This is a genomic window from Paraburkholderia sp. GAS333, from assembly GCF_050435665.1.
GTDB lineage: Bacteria > Pseudomonadota > Gammaproteobacteria > Burkholderiales > Burkholderiaceae > Paraburkholderia > Paraburkholderia fungorum_A.
In genome coordinates this window covers 147,465-165,638 of sequence record NZ_JBNDKS010000002.1, presented here as the reverse complement: position 1 = coordinate 165,638, position 18,174 = coordinate 147,465, and the positions used below count along the sequence as shown (strand labels likewise).

General features: G+C 61.7%; 14 protein-coding genes and 1 riboswitch. Of the genes, 9 read left to right on the top strand and 5 right to left on the bottom strand.

Annotated elements, in window-relative coordinates; all coding sequences use genetic code 11:
- Window positions 1-17 precede the first annotated feature (17 nt).
- The 8 genes from ABH945_RS09975 (at window position 18) to ABH945_RS09940 (ending at window position 10,203) form a co-directional block, all read left to right on the top strand.
- A complete protein-coding gene (locus ABH945_RS09975; protein WP_429250461.1) occupies window positions 18-1,166 on the top strand; it encodes an NAD-dependent epimerase/dehydratase family protein in 1,149 nt (382 codons plus the stop codon).
- Entirely contained in the window at window positions 1,163-2,971 is a 1,809-nt protein-coding gene (locus tag ABH945_RS09970) for a thiamine pyrophosphate-binding protein (RefSeq protein WP_429250460.1), read from the top strand. The genes ABH945_RS09975 and ABH945_RS09970 overlap by 4 nt, the downstream gene beginning before the upstream one ends.
- Before the next feature lie 36 nt (window positions 2,972-3,007).
- Window positions 3,008-4,228, top strand: coding sequence for a UDP-4-amino-4,6-dideoxy-N-acetyl-beta-L-altrosamine transaminase (gene pseC, locus ABH945_RS09965; protein ID WP_429250459.1), 1,221 nt, complete (start codon window positions 3,008-3,010; stop codon window positions 4,226-4,228).
- On the top strand, window positions 4,225-5,292 hold the full coding sequence (gene pseI, locus ABH945_RS09960) for a pseudaminic acid synthase (protein ID WP_429250458.1): 1,068 nt from the start codon (window positions 4,225-4,227) through the stop codon (window positions 5,290-5,292). Before pseC ends, pseI begins: the two co-directional genes overlap by 4 nt.
- A gap of 447 nt (window positions 5,293-5,739) precedes the next feature.
- Window positions 5,740-6,783 carry a UDP-N-acetylglucosamine 4,6-dehydratase (inverting) gene (gene pseB / locus ABH945_RS09955; protein ID WP_429250457.1) on the top strand — a complete coding sequence of 348 codons (1,044 nt, stop codon included), beginning with the start codon at window positions 5,740-5,742 and terminating at the stop codon, window positions 6,781-6,783.
- Between the two features lie 44 nt (window positions 6,784-6,827).
- Window positions 6,828-7,790 (top strand): glycosyltransferase family 2 protein, encoded by a 963-nt coding sequence (locus ABH945_RS09950; RefSeq protein WP_429250456.1) that lies wholly within the window; start codon window positions 6,828-6,830, stop codon window positions 7,788-7,790.
- Between the two features lie 125 nt (window positions 7,791-7,915).
- Window positions 7,916-8,806 (top strand): class I SAM-dependent methyltransferase, encoded by an 891-nt coding sequence (locus ABH945_RS09945; RefSeq protein WP_429250455.1) that lies wholly within the window; start codon window positions 7,916-7,918, stop codon window positions 8,804-8,806.
- A 96-nt stretch (window positions 8,807-8,902) separates the two neighbouring features.
- A riboswitch (yybP-ykoY riboswitch) is annotated at window positions 8,903-9,074 on the top strand.
- 118 nt (window positions 9,075-9,192) lie between these two features.
- On the top strand, window positions 9,193-10,203 hold the full coding sequence (locus ABH945_RS09940; protein ID WP_429250454.1) for a sodium:calcium antiporter: 1,011 nt from the start codon (window positions 9,193-9,195) through the stop codon (window positions 10,201-10,203).
- 74 nt (window positions 10,204-10,277) lie between these two features.
- Here the strand turns inward: ABH945_RS09940 and ABH945_RS09935 are convergent, their stop codons facing one another.
- Together ABH945_RS09935 and ABH945_RS09930 are read right to left on the bottom strand one after the other, a co-directional pair.
- Window positions 10,278-10,964, bottom strand: coding sequence for a glycosyltransferase family 2 protein (locus ABH945_RS09935; RefSeq protein ID WP_429250453.1), 687 nt, complete (start codon window positions 10,962-10,964; stop codon window positions 10,278-10,280).
- A 55-nt stretch (window positions 10,965-11,019) separates the two neighbouring features.
- On the bottom strand, window positions 11,020-13,923 hold the full coding sequence (locus ABH945_RS09930; protein WP_429250452.1) for a tetratricopeptide repeat protein: 2,904 nt from the start codon (window positions 13,921-13,923) through the stop codon (window positions 11,020-11,022).
- 304 nt (window positions 13,924-14,227) lie between these two features.
- Here ABH945_RS09930 and ABH945_RS09925 point away from each other — a divergent pair, with 304 nt between their 5' ends.
- A complete protein-coding gene (locus ABH945_RS09925; RefSeq protein ID WP_429250451.1) occupies window positions 14,228-14,356 on the top strand; it encodes a hypothetical protein in 129 nt (42 codons plus the stop codon).
- A 30-nt stretch (window positions 14,357-14,386) separates the two neighbouring features.
- Here the strand turns inward: ABH945_RS09925 and fliT are convergent, their stop codons facing one another.
- The 3 genes from fliT to ABH945_RS09910 form a co-directional block, all read right to left on the bottom strand.
- The gene (gene fliT, locus ABH945_RS09920; protein WP_074762504.1) at window positions 14,387-14,710 is read right to left on the bottom strand and encodes a flagellar protein FliT; all 324 of its coding nucleotides are present in this window, start codon (window positions 14,708-14,710) and stop codon (window positions 14,387-14,389) included.
- A gap of 24 nt (window positions 14,711-14,734) precedes the next feature.
- Window positions 14,735-16,309 (bottom strand): flagellar filament capping protein FliD, encoded by a 1,575-nt coding sequence (fliD, locus tag ABH945_RS09915; protein WP_429250450.1) that lies wholly within the window; start codon window positions 16,307-16,309, stop codon window positions 14,735-14,737.
- A 160-nt stretch (window positions 16,310-16,469) separates the two neighbouring features.
- Window positions 16,470-17,903 carry a flagellin gene (locus ABH945_RS09910; RefSeq protein ID WP_429250449.1) on the bottom strand — a complete coding sequence of 478 codons (1,434 nt, stop codon included), beginning with the start codon at window positions 17,901-17,903 and terminating at the stop codon, window positions 16,470-16,472.
- Window positions 17,904-18,174: the final 271 nt, after the last annotated feature.

Sequence of the window (18,174 nt, the reverse complement as noted above, 5' to 3'; positions counted from 1 at the left end):
CCTGTGTCCGCAGCTTCATGACTTCACTTCACTCAACCAGCCCACTCGCGGATGATCTCGCCGCGGTACTGGGCGGCAGCGAAACGCTCTGGCGTGAGCTCGACGGTGCGCGCGTGCTGATTACGGGTGGCACGGGCTTTGTAGGCTGCTGGCTGCTCGAAGCGGCGCTGTGGGCGCGAGCACAATACGGTATAGAGGTTCGCATCGACGTGCTCGCGCGTCGCCCCGAGCGGCTCGCGGAAATCGCGCCGCATCTTGCCCGCGATCCCTCTGTCCGGCTCGTGCGCGGCGATATCCGCAACGGCGATCTGCCCGCCGATGCAGGCGACGGCGCGCATTACACGCATGTGATTCACGCGGCAACAGAGACCAATGTCGCGCTCGACAATCCGCCGCCATTAGCCGCTTTTGACGCGAGCGTGACAGGTACACGCCATGTGCTCGATCTGTGCGGGCGCAACGCAGTTCGGCGCTTCCTGCTGATCAGCTCTGGCGCGGTCTACGGTCGTGCGCACGCGCTCGAGCGCCCGCTCAACGAAACCGACCCGCTCGCGGGCGTGCGCGGCGACCTTGCCGGTGCCTATGCGCTCGGAAAGGCATCGGCTGAATTCCTCGCGATGGCATCGGGTACGGCACTTGGTTTCACGGCGGTTGCGGCACGCTGTTTCTCGTTCATCGGACCCTACCAGCCTCTGGATTCGGGATTTGCGGCCGGCAACTTCATGCGCGACGCACTCGATGGCAAACCGATTCTCATCAGGGGCGACGGGACGGCCGTTCGCTCGTACCTCTACGGCGCGGACATGGCTCTGTGGCTGTGGACGATGTTGTTACGCGGCGAGCACGGCGACATCTTCAATGTCGGCTCGGATCAACCTGTTTCGATCAGTGAACTGGCGCAGTTAATCGCTCGTGAGTTCGCGGCTGAAACCGCGACCGACGCTAGCCCCGTCGTGATTGCCAGTCAGCCGACGGGCCGCCGCCCGGAGCTTTTCACGCCCGATGTCGGGCGCTCCCGCGCGCGCCTCGGGCTCCATGCTGTCACGCCGCTCGACGCCGCGATTCGCCACACCGCCGCGTGGGCCATGACGGCAGGCGCATCGAACCGTGTCACGCTGTGCGCGCCAGCCGCGCACCCTCGCTACGAACTCGCAGAACGCACATGAAACTTTCTGACTACGTAATGGATTACCTCGCGGTCCAGGGCACGGACGCGATTTTCACCGTCACCGGTGGCGGGATCATGCATCTCGTCGATTCGCTGGGTCGCAGCGAATCGATCCGCTATATCTGCAATTACCACGAGCAGGCCTGCGCGATCGCCGCCGAATCGTACGCGCGCGCGACGGGTCGCCCCGGCGTCCTGCTCGTAACGACGGGCCCCGGCAGCACGAACGCGTTGTCGGCGATCGCGGGCGCATGGGTCGACTCCGTGCCCGTCGTCGTGATTTCCGGCCAGGTGCGGCGAGATTTGATCGCCGACTATTCGCGCGTCAGGCAGATGGGCCCGCAGGAAATCAACATTCTCGACATGGTGCGGCCCGTCACGAAGTACGCGGTGACGATCACCGATCCGGCGACCATCGGCGCGGAACTCGACAAGGCGTTCGACATCGCGTCGCGAGGACGGCCGGGCCCTGTCTGGATCAACATTCCACTCGATGTGCAGGGCGCGCAGATCGATCTGCCCGCGCCGTGCAAGCTGACACGTGCAGAAAGCATCGCACCCGTGGTGCAGGACGTGGCGCGTGTCGTCGAATTGTTGTCGAAGGCATCCCGGCCGGCGCTTGTGTTCGGCAACGGTGTCCACTACGCGGGCGCTGAATGCGATGCACGCGCGCTAGCGGACAGGCTCGGCATTCCCGTGCTCACGACGCTCGGCGGCCTCGATCTGATCGGCGACGATCATCCGCTGTTTGCTGGCCGTTTCGGGCCGGGCGGGCAGCGCAACGCGAACTTCGTGATCCAGACTTGCGATCTGCTGCTGACGATCGGCGCGAGCATGTCGGTGACCAACATCGGCTTCAACACGGATTCGTTTTCGCCCCACTCGACGAAGATCGTCGTCAATAGCGATGTCGAGGAAATCCGCAAGATGCGTCCCACGCCGCACCTCGGTGTGACGGCCGACGCAGGAAGCTTCATTCGCGCATTGCACGAAGCATGCGTGAGCCGCAAGTTCGATCTCGATGCCGACTGGCCCGTGGCCTGCCGCGAATGGAAACAGCGCTATCCGACCGTCACGCCCGAGCAGCGCGCTGAGCGCGAGTACGTGAACAGCTACGTGTTCGTCGACCGACTGTCGGAATGCCTGAGCGCCGGGGATCTGGTGCTGACCGGCAACGCGCTCGACGCTGTCTCCGTCATTCAGGCGTTCAAGGTTACGCTGGGCCAGCGCGTGTACACGAACATCAACTACGGCGCCATGGGCTGGGATCTGCCTGCCGCCGTGGGCGCGGCTGTCGCGCGGCTAAGTGATCCCGCCGCCCGCACGATTCTCGTGACGGGTGACGGCAGCATCCAGTTCAACATCCAGGAACTGATGACGATCGGCCTGAATCGGCTCAACATCAAGATTTTCGTCCTGAACAACGACGGCTATCAGTCGATCCGCGCCACGCAGACCAATCACTTCGCGGGACATCTGGTCGGTGCGGACTCGAGTTCGGGCGTCGGCAATCCGCGCTTCGACAGCCTTGCGACAGCGTATGGCCTCGGCTACTGCCGTATCGAAAACCACGCGGAAATGGATGCACGACTCGCGGCATGCCTCGCCGAACCCGGTCCGATGATCTGCGAACTCAACGTGTCGCCGACACAGCCGCGTTCGCCGCGCCTGATGTCGCGTCGCGCGGAAGACGGCCGGATGGAATCGCCCGCCCTCGAAGACATGTATCCGTTCCTGCCGAAGGAAGAAATCCAGCGCAATCTGCAGCGCTTCGCGAGCGCCGCCGTGCGTACGCTGGCCTGATGCAGCGCACCGAAGATCATTGAAAAGGAATCGCCGATGATCCCCTACGGACGTCAGGACATCACCGCCGCCGATATCGACGCCGTCACCGAAGTGCTGCGTTCGCCGTTCCTGACTCAAGGACCAGCCGTGCCGCGCTTCGAGGCAGCGGTCGCAGCCTATACCGGCGCGCGTCACGCAGTAGCCGTCAACAGCGCGACGTCGGCCTTGCATATCGCTTGCCTCGCGTTAGGCCTCGGGCCCGGCGACCGGCTTTGGACCACGCCGATCACCTTCGTTGCTTCCGCGAATTGCGGACTGTATTGCGGAGCGACCGTGGATTTTGTAGATATCGACCCGGCGACCTGCAATATGAGCCCGCGGGCCTTGCGCGCGAAGCTCGAACACGCCCGCGTAAGGAACGAACTGCCGAAGATCGTGGTGCCCGTCGACCTGTGCGGCCACCCCTGCGAGATGGCGGAAATTCGCGCGCTCGCCGATGAGTTTGGCTTCCGGATCATCGAAGACGCGTCACATGCAATCGGCGCGCGCTATCGCAGCAGGCCGGTCGGCTGCGGGGACTTCGCGGACATCACGGTGTTCAGCTTTCATCCCGTGAAGATCATCACAACGGCGGAAGGCGGTATTGCGCTGACGAACGACGCCTCGCTTGCGGAGCGCATGGCAAGGCTGCGCAGCCACGGCATTACGCGCGACGAAGCAGCGATGGCCGAACCCAGCCACGGGCCTTGGTACTACGAGCAGATCGACCTGGGATTCAACTACCGGATGACGGAATTGCAGGCGGCGCTGGGTGTCAGTCAGCTCGACCGACTCGATGCGTATGTCGCGCGGCGCCATGAACTCGCGCAGCGATACGATCGCCTGCTCGATGGGCTGCCCGTCACGATGCCCGCCCAACTCGACAGCGGCTATTCGAGTCTTCATCTGTATGTGATTCGCCTCGTGCTCGACGAGCATGGCAAGGTGGCGGGTCGTTCTCATCGCGACGTGTTCGACGCGCTGCGCGTGGCGGGCATTGGTGTGAATCTGCATTACATCCCGGTTCATACGCAGCCTTATTATCGCAAGCTCGGATTCAGCCGAGGGGATTTTCCGCTGGCTGAACAGTACTATCGCGAAGCGATCAGTCTGCCGTTGTTTGCGACACTCGACGAAGCTGAACAGGATCGGGTCGTCGAAGCGTTGTGGAACCTGCTTGCGCCGTCTGGTGCACGCGGCGCGTTCGCCACTGCCTTTTCCGGAGACACACCATGAACCCGAACGCATCGCCCAGCATGCGAATCGCGGGCCGCGCAATCGGCCGGGACTATCCGCCGTACATCATTGCGGAGATGTCCGCGAACCACAACGGTAGCCTCGACAACGCCTTGCGCCTGATCGAAGCGGCTAGCGCTGCGGGCGCCGACGCCGTGAAACTGCAAACCTATCGTGCCGACACCATCACGCTCGACAGCGACCGGCCTGAATTCCAGATCACGAGCGGACTATGGGCCGGCATGTCGCTGTACCAACTTTATGAAAGCGCGCATACGCCGTGGGAATGGCACAAGCCGCTATTTGACAAGGCACGCGAGGAAAGCATCACGATCTTCAGCTCGCCGTTCGACACGACGGCCGTAGATCTGCTTGAAGACCTCAATGCGCCCGCCTACAAGATCGCGTCGTTCGAGGCGGTCGATCTGCCGCTGATCCGGTACGTCGCGCGAACCGGCAAGCCGATGATCATCTCGACGGGCATGGCGAGCGCGGAAGAAATCGCCGAGGCAATCGATGCCGCACGTTCCGGCGGCTGCAAGGAACTGGCGATCCTGCGTTGTGTCAGCGGCTATCCCGCGCCCGCGAGCGACTACAACCTGCGCACGATGTCCGACATGATCGCCCGCTTCGGCTTGGTGACGGGCCTGTCCGACCACACGCTCGACAACGTGACGGCAACCTGCTCCGTCGCGCTCGGCGCGGCGCTTATCGAAAAGCATTTCACGCTCGACCGCAACGGCGGCGGACCTGACGACAGCTTCTCGCTCGAGCCGGCCGATCTTGCGGCGCTCGTGCGCAGCGCCCGCACCGCGTGGGACTCGCTGGGCAACGTCGGCTATGCGCGTAAAAGCAGCGAAACAGGCAACCAACTGTTCCGCCGTTCGCTATACGCCGTCAAGCCGATTGCCGCCGGCGAACCCTTCACGAACGACAACGTGCGCAGTATCCGACCCGGCTTCGGCCTTGCGCCGAAGCATCTGGACAACCTGCTGGGGCGACCTTCGCCCGTGAGTTTCCAGCGCGGTGAGCCGATCACCGGGCGCGCGCTGGATCCGTCCTGACCGGTTGGCAGTATTCCGATCCGGCAATGGATGGTGTTCGAGCTTGCCCACGCAATCCATTTTGCTAAATGACTGTCGCAGCAGCAAAAGCAACTGGCCGCCGCGCTTTTTCGGTTGAGAAGAAGACTGCGTCGGCCGAGGCATGGTGCGGATCAAAATCCGGTTAAACGTCGACAGACACGGTCTGCTGCTTTCCGCTGCATCGCTCCTGACGATCGTCGACATTCCAGGCATCACCGCGCGACGGGGGCATGGAAGGCGTCTGAATTGGCGGGGAAAAGGGCCCGTTATCGCCACTTTGATCTGACAGGCGCTGCGTAAACTGGGCATCCATACAAGCCGGTTTTTGGCGGTACAGACCGTACGTCGCGATCACGACCGCATCAGGCGCGATCAGGTTGAATCGCGGATGCGCATGCTATCAATGAACAAACGCAGCGAGACCTTATGAAGCGCTCTTCCTACCTGAACAACAAGTCCATCCTGGTAACCGGTGGCACGGGCACGTTCGGGCGTGCATTCGTCAAGCGATTGCTCGACGAATACGACCCACGCGAAATCGTCATTTTCAGCCGGGACGAGTTCAAGCAGTTCGAGATGGCCCAGGTTTTTCCGCCAAACCGGTTCCCGGTGCGTTATTTCCTCGGTGACATCCGCGACCGCGAGCGTCTGCTGCGTGCATTCAACGGGATCGACATTGTGGTGCATGCGGCTGCGCTTAAGCAGGTGCCGGCACTCGAAGCGAATCCGATGGAAGCGGTAAAGACAAATATTATCGGTGCGCAGAACATTATCGAGGCTGCACTCGATCGCAACGTAAAGCGTCTGATCGGCGTGTCGACGGATAAGGCAGTTAGCCCGTCGAACCTGTACGGCGCAACGAAGCTGGCCATGGAAAAGCTGTTTGTCGCCGCCAATACCTATACGCGCTATCGCGACATCGGGTTTAGCGTGGTGCGCTACGGTAACGTCACGGGCAGCCGTGGCAGCGTCATTCCATTCTGGTCAGATCTGATTCGTCGGGGCGAAACTACTCTGCCAGTAACCGATGCGCGCATGACTCGTTTCCTGATAGATCTGGAGGGAGGCGTCGATCTGGTGTTAAGTGCAATCGATCACGCCGGACCTGGCGAGATTTTCATCCCGAAGATTCCCAGCACCAGGATGCTTGACCTTGTCAAAGCCTTCCCGGGTTCGCCTGCGGCTCGCGTAGTCGGTATCCGGCCAGGCGAAAAGCTGCATGAAGTGTTGATCAGCGAAGACGAGGGGCGCCATACCTACGACATGGGAACGCATTATGTGATCGTTCCGGAGTTCGACGACCGGCGCGCGGAACGGCATGCCGTCAAGGTTGGCAACGCGGTGCCCGACGGCTTCTACTACAGCAGCGACAACAATGACGAGTGGCTCACTCAACAGGCGCTCGTCGACATGGTCAACAGGGTGGGCGGCTTCAATACGCCTGTCACCCCCGAAGCCGTCGCGGCATAGGGCGTCAGAATTTCATCGCATCGCGATTGTCCAGAGGATAAGTAGTGGTCACAGTCAGCATTCTCATTCCTGCGCACCGTCCAGAATTCCTGACGGAGGCGATAGCCAGTGCATTGGCGCAAACGTTCGAGGACATCGAAATCCTCGTCGGCGACAATACATCGGATGGTGCGCTCGAAGGAATCGTGAGCCAGTTTGGTAATCCGAAGCTCAAGTACTTTCACCACGGCTTCGACAACGGCGGCGAAAATGCGCGCGCGTTATGGGAGAAGGCTCGCGGAAGGTACATCAAGTGGCTCTTTTACGACGACATATTGATGCCAGAGTCGGTGGCATTGCTGGTTGATGCATTGCGGAAGTTCCCACAGGCCGCGATGGCGTTTCACGGGCGCGTGATGATCGATGCGAAAAGCGCAATTGTCCACACGCCGCCACGCCTTCTGGGCAACGGTGAAATAGCATTGATCGATCGAAGCCACATTGTCCGGAACATGCTGCCGCAACTGGATAACTTCATCGGCGAGCCGAGTTTCGTGATGCTGGACAAAAGCCGCATCGAGATCGCGGACTTGAGTAAATACAAAGATCATGTACCTGACTTTCTTGGCGATGTCTGCGCTTACCTCGCGGTGGCCAGGCTGGGGCCGATTGCAGTGGTAGGCGGCTATCACGGTGCATTCCGGAGGCATGGTGCGCAGGAATCGGCAAACGGTAGTCCGATTTTCGCGATGGGGCTCATTGAGTGGGAGGTATTTCTGCGAGGTGAAGCCGCTGACGGCAACCTGACTATAAAAGAGATCCTCGCAGCGAAGCAGCGTCTTGTGGAGGTGTATGTACGTTTCTCGTTGCACTTTCCGGAGCTTCAGCGATTCATTGCGGGTCTGACTGAACTGACGGACATGTTGCCCGGACAGTTGCCCACATCGGAAAAATTCAAGGCGAATCTCGCTTATGCACGAGAGGCCATGAAGGCACGCGCGTCTGCAGTGAAATTGAACGCTGCGTAGTTGCGGTAGTTCTCTCGGATAGATGCAATGCAGCGCGATGACATTCCTGATGTTGTATGTACCTCGGGACGGCGCAGACGCGAATAGCCGGAATGTGCGCCGCCGAACAATAAACTGGATTCAGCATGACGGACGCTTATTCGCCCTTTCGCCACCGAAGTCGCATTGCAGACCGTTGTGTCTGCTGTCAGGGCACTCGACTCAACCGCAGCCCCTCAATCCTGATGCCATTCGTCGCAAACCGCGCCTTTGGCTGGGAACCCGTTGAAGTGACGCCAGAATGGGGGCTTCGTGATATTCAGTTGGGCCATGCCTATCCGCTATGCAATAGCGTTCAGTGTGCCGACTGCGGCGCAATGTTTCTCGACATCCGCTTTGACGATGCAGAGATGGCGGCGCTTTACGCAGACTATCGTGGTGAGGCCTACACCGCGCTGAGGGAGCGCTTCGAGCCGGGCTACAGAGCTCGCAACCAGATTTACGTCGATGGATCGCCCTACATTCCGCAGATCGAGGCTTTTCTCGAGCGCCACGTGCGCGATATTCCGAAGGTGCTCGACTGGGGCGGCGACACGGGATTTAACACGCCATTACGTAACCGATGTGCGTTGCACCATGTTTATGACATTTCCGGCAAGCCGGTGGTGGACGGAGCAACCCGCGTCGACAAGAAAGTGATCGACGAGACGCAATACGATTTGATTGTGTCCTCGAACGTGCTCGAACATGTGCCCTATCCTGCCGATACGCTTCGGGAAATTGCGGCCGCGATGGCACAAGAAACGCTCCTCTACATAGAAGTACCCTATGAGGACTTAATGCGCGCCAATCCTGGCTCAGTTGAGATTTTCCGTCAGCGCAGACACTGGCACGAACACATTAACTTCTTCAGTGAAGCATCGATTGAGCCGTTACTTAACGCAAGCGGCCTCAAGGCCGTTGAAATTGCGCAGATGCAGATAGCCGCGGGTGGGCGGCAAGCGCACGTTTTCTCAATCGTCTGTAAAAGGCGCTGACCTGTACCGGGGAGTGCGAGACGCAAGCGTCATCGATCAGCGATTCTGCTAGCGCTATGGTCGAACCTTGTTGAAAGCCCTGCATCCCCGTAAAATCCCCTCGTCACTGGGGAGTAGCCTTCCTTCATTCGTTGAAGGAGAGCGCGTCAACATACTTGGCCTGCGGGTCATGGCGCGTTCGACCGGGTCGGTTTGGCGAGACCATTGGCGTATTGCCTCGTTCTGGTCGGACGGGTGGCGGTGCGTCATTGGTTTGTCATAGTCGTCCGACCGCGGAGTTGTCCCGTGAATTACCGTAGCGCCTCGCCATTCTTCCCGCATGCCGTTCCGGCAATCCGTCGCCAAGCGCATGGCCATGTCTTCACCTCGTGCACCGGATGCCGCGCATGACCAGCCTCTTCTTCGAACTCGCGGTCATGCTGGTCGTCATCCTGGTGGCGGCCGAACTCTTCACCAATGCACTCGAACATCTGGGCGAACGTCTGAAAATCTCGGAAGGCGTGACCGGCTCGCTTTTCGCAGCGGTCGGCACGGCGCTGCCCGAAACGCTGGTGCCGCTGCTCGCCATCGCGAGCGGCACCAGCGATCAAACCGTTAATCAGGAAATCGGCGTGGGCGCGATTCTCGGCGCGCCGCTGATGCTCTCCACGCTGTCCACTTTCCTGATGACGCTGGCGATTCTTCGGTCGCGCGGTGTAACGGGCCACGTCGTGCCTGAGCGCACCGGTTTCACGCGCGATCTCAACTACTTCCTGTGCGCATTCGTGCTGGCCGCCGCCGCGATGTACGTGCCGCATTCGCAGATGATTGTCCGCGCGCTATTCAGCGTCGCGCTGGTTGGCGTTTACGTGACCTACGTGGTGATGACGTTCCGCGCGTCGGGCGATCTCGTCGACGCAGGGCACGGCACCGAAGCGCCGGGCACGATGCTGCTTTCGCGCCTGGGCGTGCCGACCAATCTCCTGACCATCGCGCTGCAACTGCTGATCGCGGTCGGCTTGCTGGTATGGGGCGCGGAAGGGTTCATCCACGGCGTGCGCGGTGTGTCGCAGATGCTCGGCATCTCGGCGCTGCTGTTGTCGCTGCTGATCATTCCGATCGCCACGGAGTTGCCCGAGAAGGTCAACAGCATTCTGTGGATCCGGCGCGGCAAGGACACGCTCGCATTCGGCAATATCACCGGTGCGATGGTTTTTCAGGGGACGTTGCTGCCCGCGATCGGCATTCTGCTGACGCCGTGGACGCCGCGCATCGAAGTGGTGACGGGCATCGTGATCACGCTGGTCGCCGCCGCGTGGCTGCGTATCAATGTGCGCGAACGCGGACTGCCGGTGTGGGCGTTGCTGGTGTGCGGCGTGCTCTACGCGGCGTATCTGGCGGTCACGCTCTCGCGTTGATCGGAGCGTGATGCAACGCACGACGTTGCCGCGAATTTCCTTTGCGGCAACATCGTGCTGACGTCTGCGAAACCTCAGCTTCCATACTTCTGCAAATACCGCGCGTAACCGTCGCGCCATCCCTGACTGCCGAACGCGCCGCCGCTTTCATGCACGACGCTGAGGGGCCAGGTGCCCATCCGCAAGCCTTTCAATTCGGCCTGCCGGCAGAAATCCATATCGTAGAAGTGGAACGCGAACTGCTCGTCGAAGCGCAGGCCGCTGTTGACCAGCGTCGTGCTGTCGGCGGCGAGCAGCAGGCCGTCCAGCAGCTTCACTTCGACGCCGGCCGGCCCGAACGACGACACGATCTCGCACGGAAAACCCTTGCCGTGTCCGACCGTACCGCTCAGGTATTGCCGTTCGTCCCACTTGCAGTCGGGCGTGACGAATGCCCACGAAGGTTGTCCGGCGACGCGCCGTTTATTGCCCGCGAGCCCGATCACGTCGAACTTCGCGACGGCCTCGGCGATCCGCTCGGTCCAGAAGAAATCGTTTAGCCAGACGTCGTCGTGAATGAACACGAGAATCGCCGGGTGTTGCTGCGCGTACAGGATCGCGTTGTTATAGATCGTCGACAACCCCAGCGTGTTGCTGTCGAACAGATGCAGTTGCGGTTCCGTCAGATGCTTGTAGAGCTTCAGCGAACGGCCGAGCGCCGTTTCGTTGGAAAACTGCTCACGGCTGCGGCGGGTGCCGCATACGAGTCGGATCGGTTTCATTGATTTCAGTCGATTAGTGGTGTGGGCCGCGCGGCAGCGCGTCGACCCACCTGCTTCAGGCCACCTGCTGCGCAGCCGTTTCCTTCACCTCGAACGACTCCGCCGGCAAGCCAGCGCACCAGCGACGCCACATCACGCGCAACGCTGTGGAAACGCCATCCGCGATCTCCGCGGGGCGGAACATCGGCGAGTTCTCGCAACGTTCGCGCATGCCTGCGCGCAGCGCGGCCAGTGCAGCGATATCGGACGTCAGTTCGACTCCGCGGCGCACGAAATCGTCCTTGTCCTGCGCGATGAACATCTCGAGTCCGGCGTGCGACATGGCTGTCAGGCCGCTGCGCCCTGGTACGGTTTTGCCCGGCAACGTCAGTGTCGGGACACCCATCCACAGCGAATGCAGCGCGGTGGTTAGGCCGGAGAACGGGAACGTGTCGAGGCAGATGTCGACGTGGTGATGCTGCTGCAGATAGACCGGCACACTCGAGCGGGGACGGAAGTCGAGGCGTTCGCGCGCGATGCCTTCTTCTGCGAACCAGGCCGGGAGGTCACCGAGGCTGCCGTCGGCGGGCAGGCCGCCTATCAGCATGCGGGAGTTCGGTACCTCGCGCAGCAAACGCGCCCACAGCGCGATGACTTCGCGACGCAGTTTGTCCATCCGGTTGAAGCTGCCGAAGGTCACGTAACCCTTGCTCTGTGCGGGCAGCAGATTGACCGGCGGACACAGCGGATCGGCGCTGAACGGCGCGAGCGCGGGCAGATAGACGATCTGCTCGGTGAACTGGTCGCGAAACTGTTCGGACGGCACCCAGTAGCGGTCGGCGAGGAAATAGTCGACGGCGGTCAGGCCCGTCGTGCCGGGGTAGCCGATCCATGATGCCTGGATGGGCGCAGGCTTGCGCGCCATGGCGAGCAGTCCGTTATTCGCGGTGTGACCCGCGAGATCGATCAGGATGTCGATTTCGTTGTCGCAGACCAGTTGGGCGATCGCATCTTCTTTCATGCCGAATACGGGATGCCAGTGTTCGAAGGTCGCGCGCATTTTTTGCGTGACCTGGTCGACGGTCGACGTATTCGAGAAGGCGTGCAGCGAAATCCGGGGATCGCGAACGAGATGTTCCAGCACCGGTTCGAAGAAATTCGACACCGCGTGACGGCAGAAATCGCCGGAAATAAAGCCGACGCGCAAACGGCGCTCCGGATCTTTCACATTGTCATGCGGCGCCCAATTCGGCTTGAGAGGCGCTTCGAATTGATCGCCGAACAGGCGATGGGTCGCGAACAATTCCGCCGGGTCGGCATTCTCGCTGTGGGTCATGCAGAACGCGAGGTTGTTGTATGCGAGGTCGCCGTTGGGGTTGAGTTCGATCGCGCGCCGGAAGGTAGCGGCCGCTTTGTCGAGATTGCCCTGCTTCATGTAGGTCACACCAAGCGCGCTGTACGGTAGCGCCGCGTTCGGGGCGACCTCGATCGCGCGCAGGGAAACGCGTTCGGCCTCTTCCAGCTTTCCCATCGAGATCAGCACGATACTGAGAATCCGCAAGCCTTCCGGATGATCCGGGCTGAGTTCGAGCATCCGGCGGCAATCAGTTTCGGCTTTCTCGTGATGACCACCTGCTTCAAGAATGCTGGCGGACACTTGCAGCAATTCGACGTCGTTCGGGAAAAGTTCGCGAGCCCTCGCGCAGTATTCCATCGCCTCGTCATAGCGGCCGAGGTTATGCAGCGAGACGGTCATCAACTTCCAGCCAAAGCCGTGCGACGGGTAAGTGTCGATCAGCTTGCGCGCGGCGGCGATGCTTTCGTCGATGCGTCCACGGTTGTATAGCTCGACGAGCGCAGCGATTTCGCCGCTGGCCGGTGCGGCTTTTCCTGCCTGGCGAAGAGGTGCTGTGGCTTTCGGCGGAGTGGCCGCGGCGAGTACTGCGCTGATTGACAAGTTCGGTTGTGCAGCCGCAAGTGGCTCCCCCGGACTTTTCAGCGATCTCGGCACCATGAAGGTGGTTTGCGTCGACATCATCGTCATGACGCCGATCAGCTTGTCGATATTCGGTCCGCTCAAACCGCGCTGCTGGCCCATTTCCAGCGCCATCCACGCGGCCTTCAACTCGCCAGCCTGCAGCAGCGCGTCGATGTAGTTGGCCCAGTATTGGCAATTGTTCGGATCGCCGCCGAGCGCCCGCTCCATGTAGTCCACTGCGGCTTTCGACTGGTTCAGCCTGATCGAAATCACGCCGAGCCGATGGTTGACCATGGGATGGTCGGGATAAAGCGCATGGACTTCCAGGAAAAGCTTGCCTGCCTGATGCAGTTCGTTGCGCTGCTCCAGCGCGAGCGCATCGTGCATGGCCTTTGCCGCGCGCTGGTGACGGGCAAGCTCGGCATCTGCGGGCGCGCGTGTTGCCGCCTCCGTGAGCGGCTGCAATGCACCGGCCAGATCGCCGCGCCGCAGATGCGCGTACGCCAGCGCTTTCCATCCATAGCCGTGTTCCGGCAGAAGGCCGGTCATCTGACGCGCGAGATTTTCCGCGTCGGCGTGCAAGCCCTGTTTATCGAGCGTTTCCAGCGTCTGGATGAATTCGTCTGCGAGCGCATCGAGTTCGCTGCGAAGCGGCGCTGGCGCATCGACCGGTTCGACCTGAACCGCATACAACGCCAATCCGCGCTGCCGTCCCTGTGCGGCTACCTGCTGAGCCTCGTCGTCGCGGCCGGTCATGATCAGCGCGTCGAGATAGAGCGACCAGAATTCGGGACGCTGCGGCGCGGCTTCGACGGCTGCCTTAAAAAACGGCAGGCCGGCGCCGGGCTGGCCGGTCTGGACGGCCATCACGCCGAGGTTGTGATTCGCTTCAGGATGGTCGGGGCGAGCCTGCAGGATCGCCCGGTACAGTCGCTCGGCTTCCGGCAGACGCCTGGCGCGATGGTGAGTCAAAGCCTGTTGCAGATCGGCATCGGTAGTCATGAATTCGCTTCGGTCCTTGGGATGTTGCTTAACGGCGCGTCTGCCGGGCTTGTTCCTGCCGCGTCGGCCTGAGCGTGCGTGGAGGTCGAAGCCAGGAGCGGCGTGCCGTTGCTTTCGCTATGGCGCCGGGTGGTGCGTGAGTATTTGCATTCGCGTCTGCGTGAGTCGCTGCCAGCAGGAAGTCCGCCGGATGCCGGACGAGGCAAACCGTCCAGACAGTCCAAAGTGGGCGGGACGCAGGCGCAATGCGCTGTGATTAGTCTACGGTCGCGCGTCGCGGACGATTGGCGGAGTAGAGGCCGGATTGCCCCGTATTTCAGAGGGTGGCTTCGACGGGACAGGCGACGCGAAAATCGGCGAGGTGAAAAAAAGCCCGCGCGAGGCGGGCCTGGTGAAGCATGTTGCCGGACTGGCCGGCCTGTTCTTCTTATGAGTGCTCGGGCATGCAGCGGCGCGCGTGTGCTCAGCGCATCAACGCGACGCTGTTGTAACTGTTCGCGGCGCGGGTGCGATCCATCGCGGTGCGGTATTCGTTGGCGAGTTCCGACTGTGCGGTTCGCGCTTCCCGCAGCGTGACGTCGTCCAGAGCCTGAATCCGGCGGATCAGCGCCAGTGCTTCGGGCGACTGCTCCGGTGCAAACGACATCAGCAATGGCGAACGCTGTTCCGAAAGAAGGGCCGCCCGCTGCCAGTCGGCGATGCGCGCAGCATGGTCGATTTCCTCGGTCAACGCGAGCACCTGCTCGACAAGTCGGGTTTGATTCGTTTCGGGGCGTGCTTCAGTCATTTTCCGGACTCCTCTGCTGCTTTACTACGCCTTGTTGTCGGACATCGAACCCGAGCTGTTCGTGCCGCCGAACAACTGCGTCAGATAGTTCGAGTTGCTGGTGGTGGTCGCCATCAGCGTGTTCAGCGCAGTGAACTCGTTGTTGTACTGCGACGTGAGCTGCGCCTGGTACGCCGTCAACGTGTTCGACTGGTCCTTGATGCTGTCCAGGTCGGTCGTGATCGCGTCGGTGCGCACATCGATGATGCCGCCCGTGGTCGTGTACGCGCTGATGGTGGTGTTCAACTGCGCCGCGATCCCGGTGCTCGTGTTGAACACGGCTGCGACCTGGTTCGGGTTGTACTGCACGGCGGCGGTCAGTGCGGTGGTGTCGACCGACATCGTGCCGTCGCTGTTGAGCGTAATGCCGAGCGAGGCGAGCGTCGTGCCGGCCGCCGCGCCCTTGATACCGCTGCTGACAATGTTGCCCAGCCCGTTCTGGATCGCGTCGAGCATCGAGTCGCCGAGCAGCGGGCCGCCTTGCGAACCGGCAGCCGCGCTCGAATCGAACGAGGTCAGCGAGGTCATCGTGCTCACTACCGCGTTGTACTGGCTGACGAAATTCTCGATGTCGGTGACCTGGGTCGCCGTATCGGCAGCGACAGTCAGCGTTTGCGTCGTGCCTGCCGAGGCCGACGCCAGATTCATCGTGACGCCGTCCAGCGCGCTCGTCACTGCGTTCGTCGAGCTGGTGGCGATGGTGCCGTTCAGCGAGAACACCGCGTCCTGCGCGGCCGAACTTTGGGTCCACGTGCTGCCGGTGGCGAGCGTCGATGCGCCGATCGAGGTGGTCGTGCCGTCGGCCGCGGACGCGAACGTGGACGTGTCCGAATCGTTACCCGTGACGGACTGCACCGAGAGGCTCGACAGCGCCGCGCCCGTGGACGCACCGGTCACGTTGACGTTGATCGTATTGGCCGCGCCGGTCGTCGTCGAGCTGAGCACGAGGTGGGCGCCGTCCGCGCCGTTCACGACCGTGGCTGCAACGCCCGGGTTGCTGCTGGAATTGTTGATCGCCGCGGCGATGCCGCTCAGCGTGTTGTTCGTCGAGTTGACCGCGAGGGTCATCGAGCTGCTGCCGACCATGATGTTCAGCGTGCCGGTACCCATGCTGGCGGTCTGAGCCGACGTGAACGCGCCCGACGTGATGCTTTGCCCCTGCGCGATCTGCGTCGTCTTGACGGAGTAGGTGCCTGCTACCGCGCCCGAAGCTGCGGTTGCCGTGAGGCCGGTACCGCTCGCCGTCGCGGTGAAGGCGGTTTGCAGCGAGCCGTTGAAAAGCGGTGCGAGTCCGACCTGCAGCGAGGACAGCGAGGCCGACAGTTGGCCGATCGCGGAAAGCTGCGTGTTGTCGGTCGTCGCTTTGGCCGTCAGCGTGGCTGTCTGACCGGCGATTTTCGAATTGACCAGAGCCGTGACCAGTGACGACACATCCAGAGACGAGCCCGTCGAACCGCTGATGATGGACTGGCTCGCCTGTTGCAACGCGGCGGCGGCGGCGGCTTGCGCAGCGGCGGCTGCGGCACTGCTGGTGCTTGCGGACGTCGAAATGGTCGACATGGAATGGCTCCGTACAAAGTCTGGGCAGCGCGACTGCTGGCGTCAAAGCGCGCCGGGCCCGTATGCGTGGCGGGAGGCCGAGCCTCCCGGTGAAACGCGTACGCGGATGAACCGTCGGTGAAGCGTGACGGGTCATCCGCGCCGACTGGCGAAGACTACCTTACTGGAGGAGCTTCAGCACTTGTTGCGGCATCGAGTTGGCTTGCGACAACACCGAGATACCAGCTTGTTGCAGCACTTGAGCCTTCGACAGATTCGCGGTTTCCTGTGCGAAGTCAGCGTCGGTGATCTGCGATTGCGCGCTCGACAAGTCGGTCGACTCAGCTTGCTGCGACGTCGAGATACCCGTCAGACGGTTTTGCGCAGCGCCCAGCGTTGCCTGGATGTTGCTGATGGTTGCCAGCGCGTTGTCGATGGTTTCCATCGCCAGGTTTGCGCCTGCAGTCGTGCTCACGTTCACGTCAGCGACCGAGGTCGGTGCGTTGTTCGTGTTGATGCTCGACAGCGTCGTGCCGACCGTCGAAGCCAGACCACCGGAGCTTGCGCCGGAAGTCATGGCGATACCCGACGACGACGACGTGAACAGTGCCGTCGAAGCAGCGCTCGACAGCGAGTTGCCGTTCTGGTCGACGTACTGAACGCCACCGTTGCCGTCCGCTTCAACCGTGATCGACGTGATCGCGTTCGGCGTGCCTGCCGATGCCGTCGAGCCGGTCGTCGGGTCGATGTTCAGGTCCGAGATCTTGCCCAGCACCGTGCCTGCAGTAGCAGCCGAGCCGCCGCCGGTCGTGAAATCAGCGTTGATCGCGCTGACTTGAGCCGTCACGCTGAGGCCGTTGGTGCTGCCGTTGAGCGACAGCGACTGAACGCCACCCGACGACGTCGTCGAGAACAGTGCGGTCGTAGCGGCGCTCGACAGAGCCTGGTTGTTCTGGTCGGTGTACGTGAAGCCGCCCGTACCGTCCGACAGCACGTTGATCTGGGTGATCGCGCCCGTGCCGCCCGACGAGTTCGCCGTGCCGTCCGAGTTCAGATCCAGACCGGTGATCGTGCCCAGCGTGTTGCCTGCTTGCGGAACGCCCGAACCCAGCGACGCTGCCGACACGCCCTGGCTCAGGTCGAGGCTGATGGTTTGACCGACGTTTGCGCCGACCTGAACGTTGACCACGCCTGCCGAACCGTTCAGCAGGTTGATACCGTTGTACGTCGTTTGCGATGCAAGGCGGTTCACTTCAGCGACTTGCTGTGCAACTTCCTGTTGCAGTGCTGCCTGGTTGCTTGCCGACAGCGAACCACCGGCTGCCTGGTTGGCCAGTGAACGGATGGTTTGCAGGCTGGCAGTGATCTGGCTCAGACCCGTGCTGGCCGTCTGCACCATCGACGTGCCGTCGTTCGCGTTCGAAACGCCCTGGTTCAGGCCGTTGATCGCGGTTTGCAGAGTCGTGGAGATGGCCAGGCCTGCTGCGTCGTCCGCCGCGCTGTTGATGCGCTTGCCCGACGACAGGCGGGTAATTGCTTGCGAGAGTGCGCTGCCCGAGCTGTTCAGGTTTTCCTGAGCGGTCAGCGAGCTGATATTACTGTTAATGCTAAGCATGAAAATTCTCCTGTAGAGGCATTAGCCCTAAACCTGCCAGTGTTGGCATCGGCGGAAGCACATGTTCATTGCTGGCCGCCTCAGTGAAGGATGTCGGCCCGCCTAAAAAAAACTTGAGAGACTTTATGCAATTGAGACCCAATTGTTTTGCGGGAAAGGTGCCGCGAATGAGGTTGAAAGCCGCGCGTAGCCTGGGTTACAGCCCGGGATTACAGTTGATTGCCGGACGCACTGCAGCTAATTCAAAGACGGCGTATTCTCATTCGCTCTC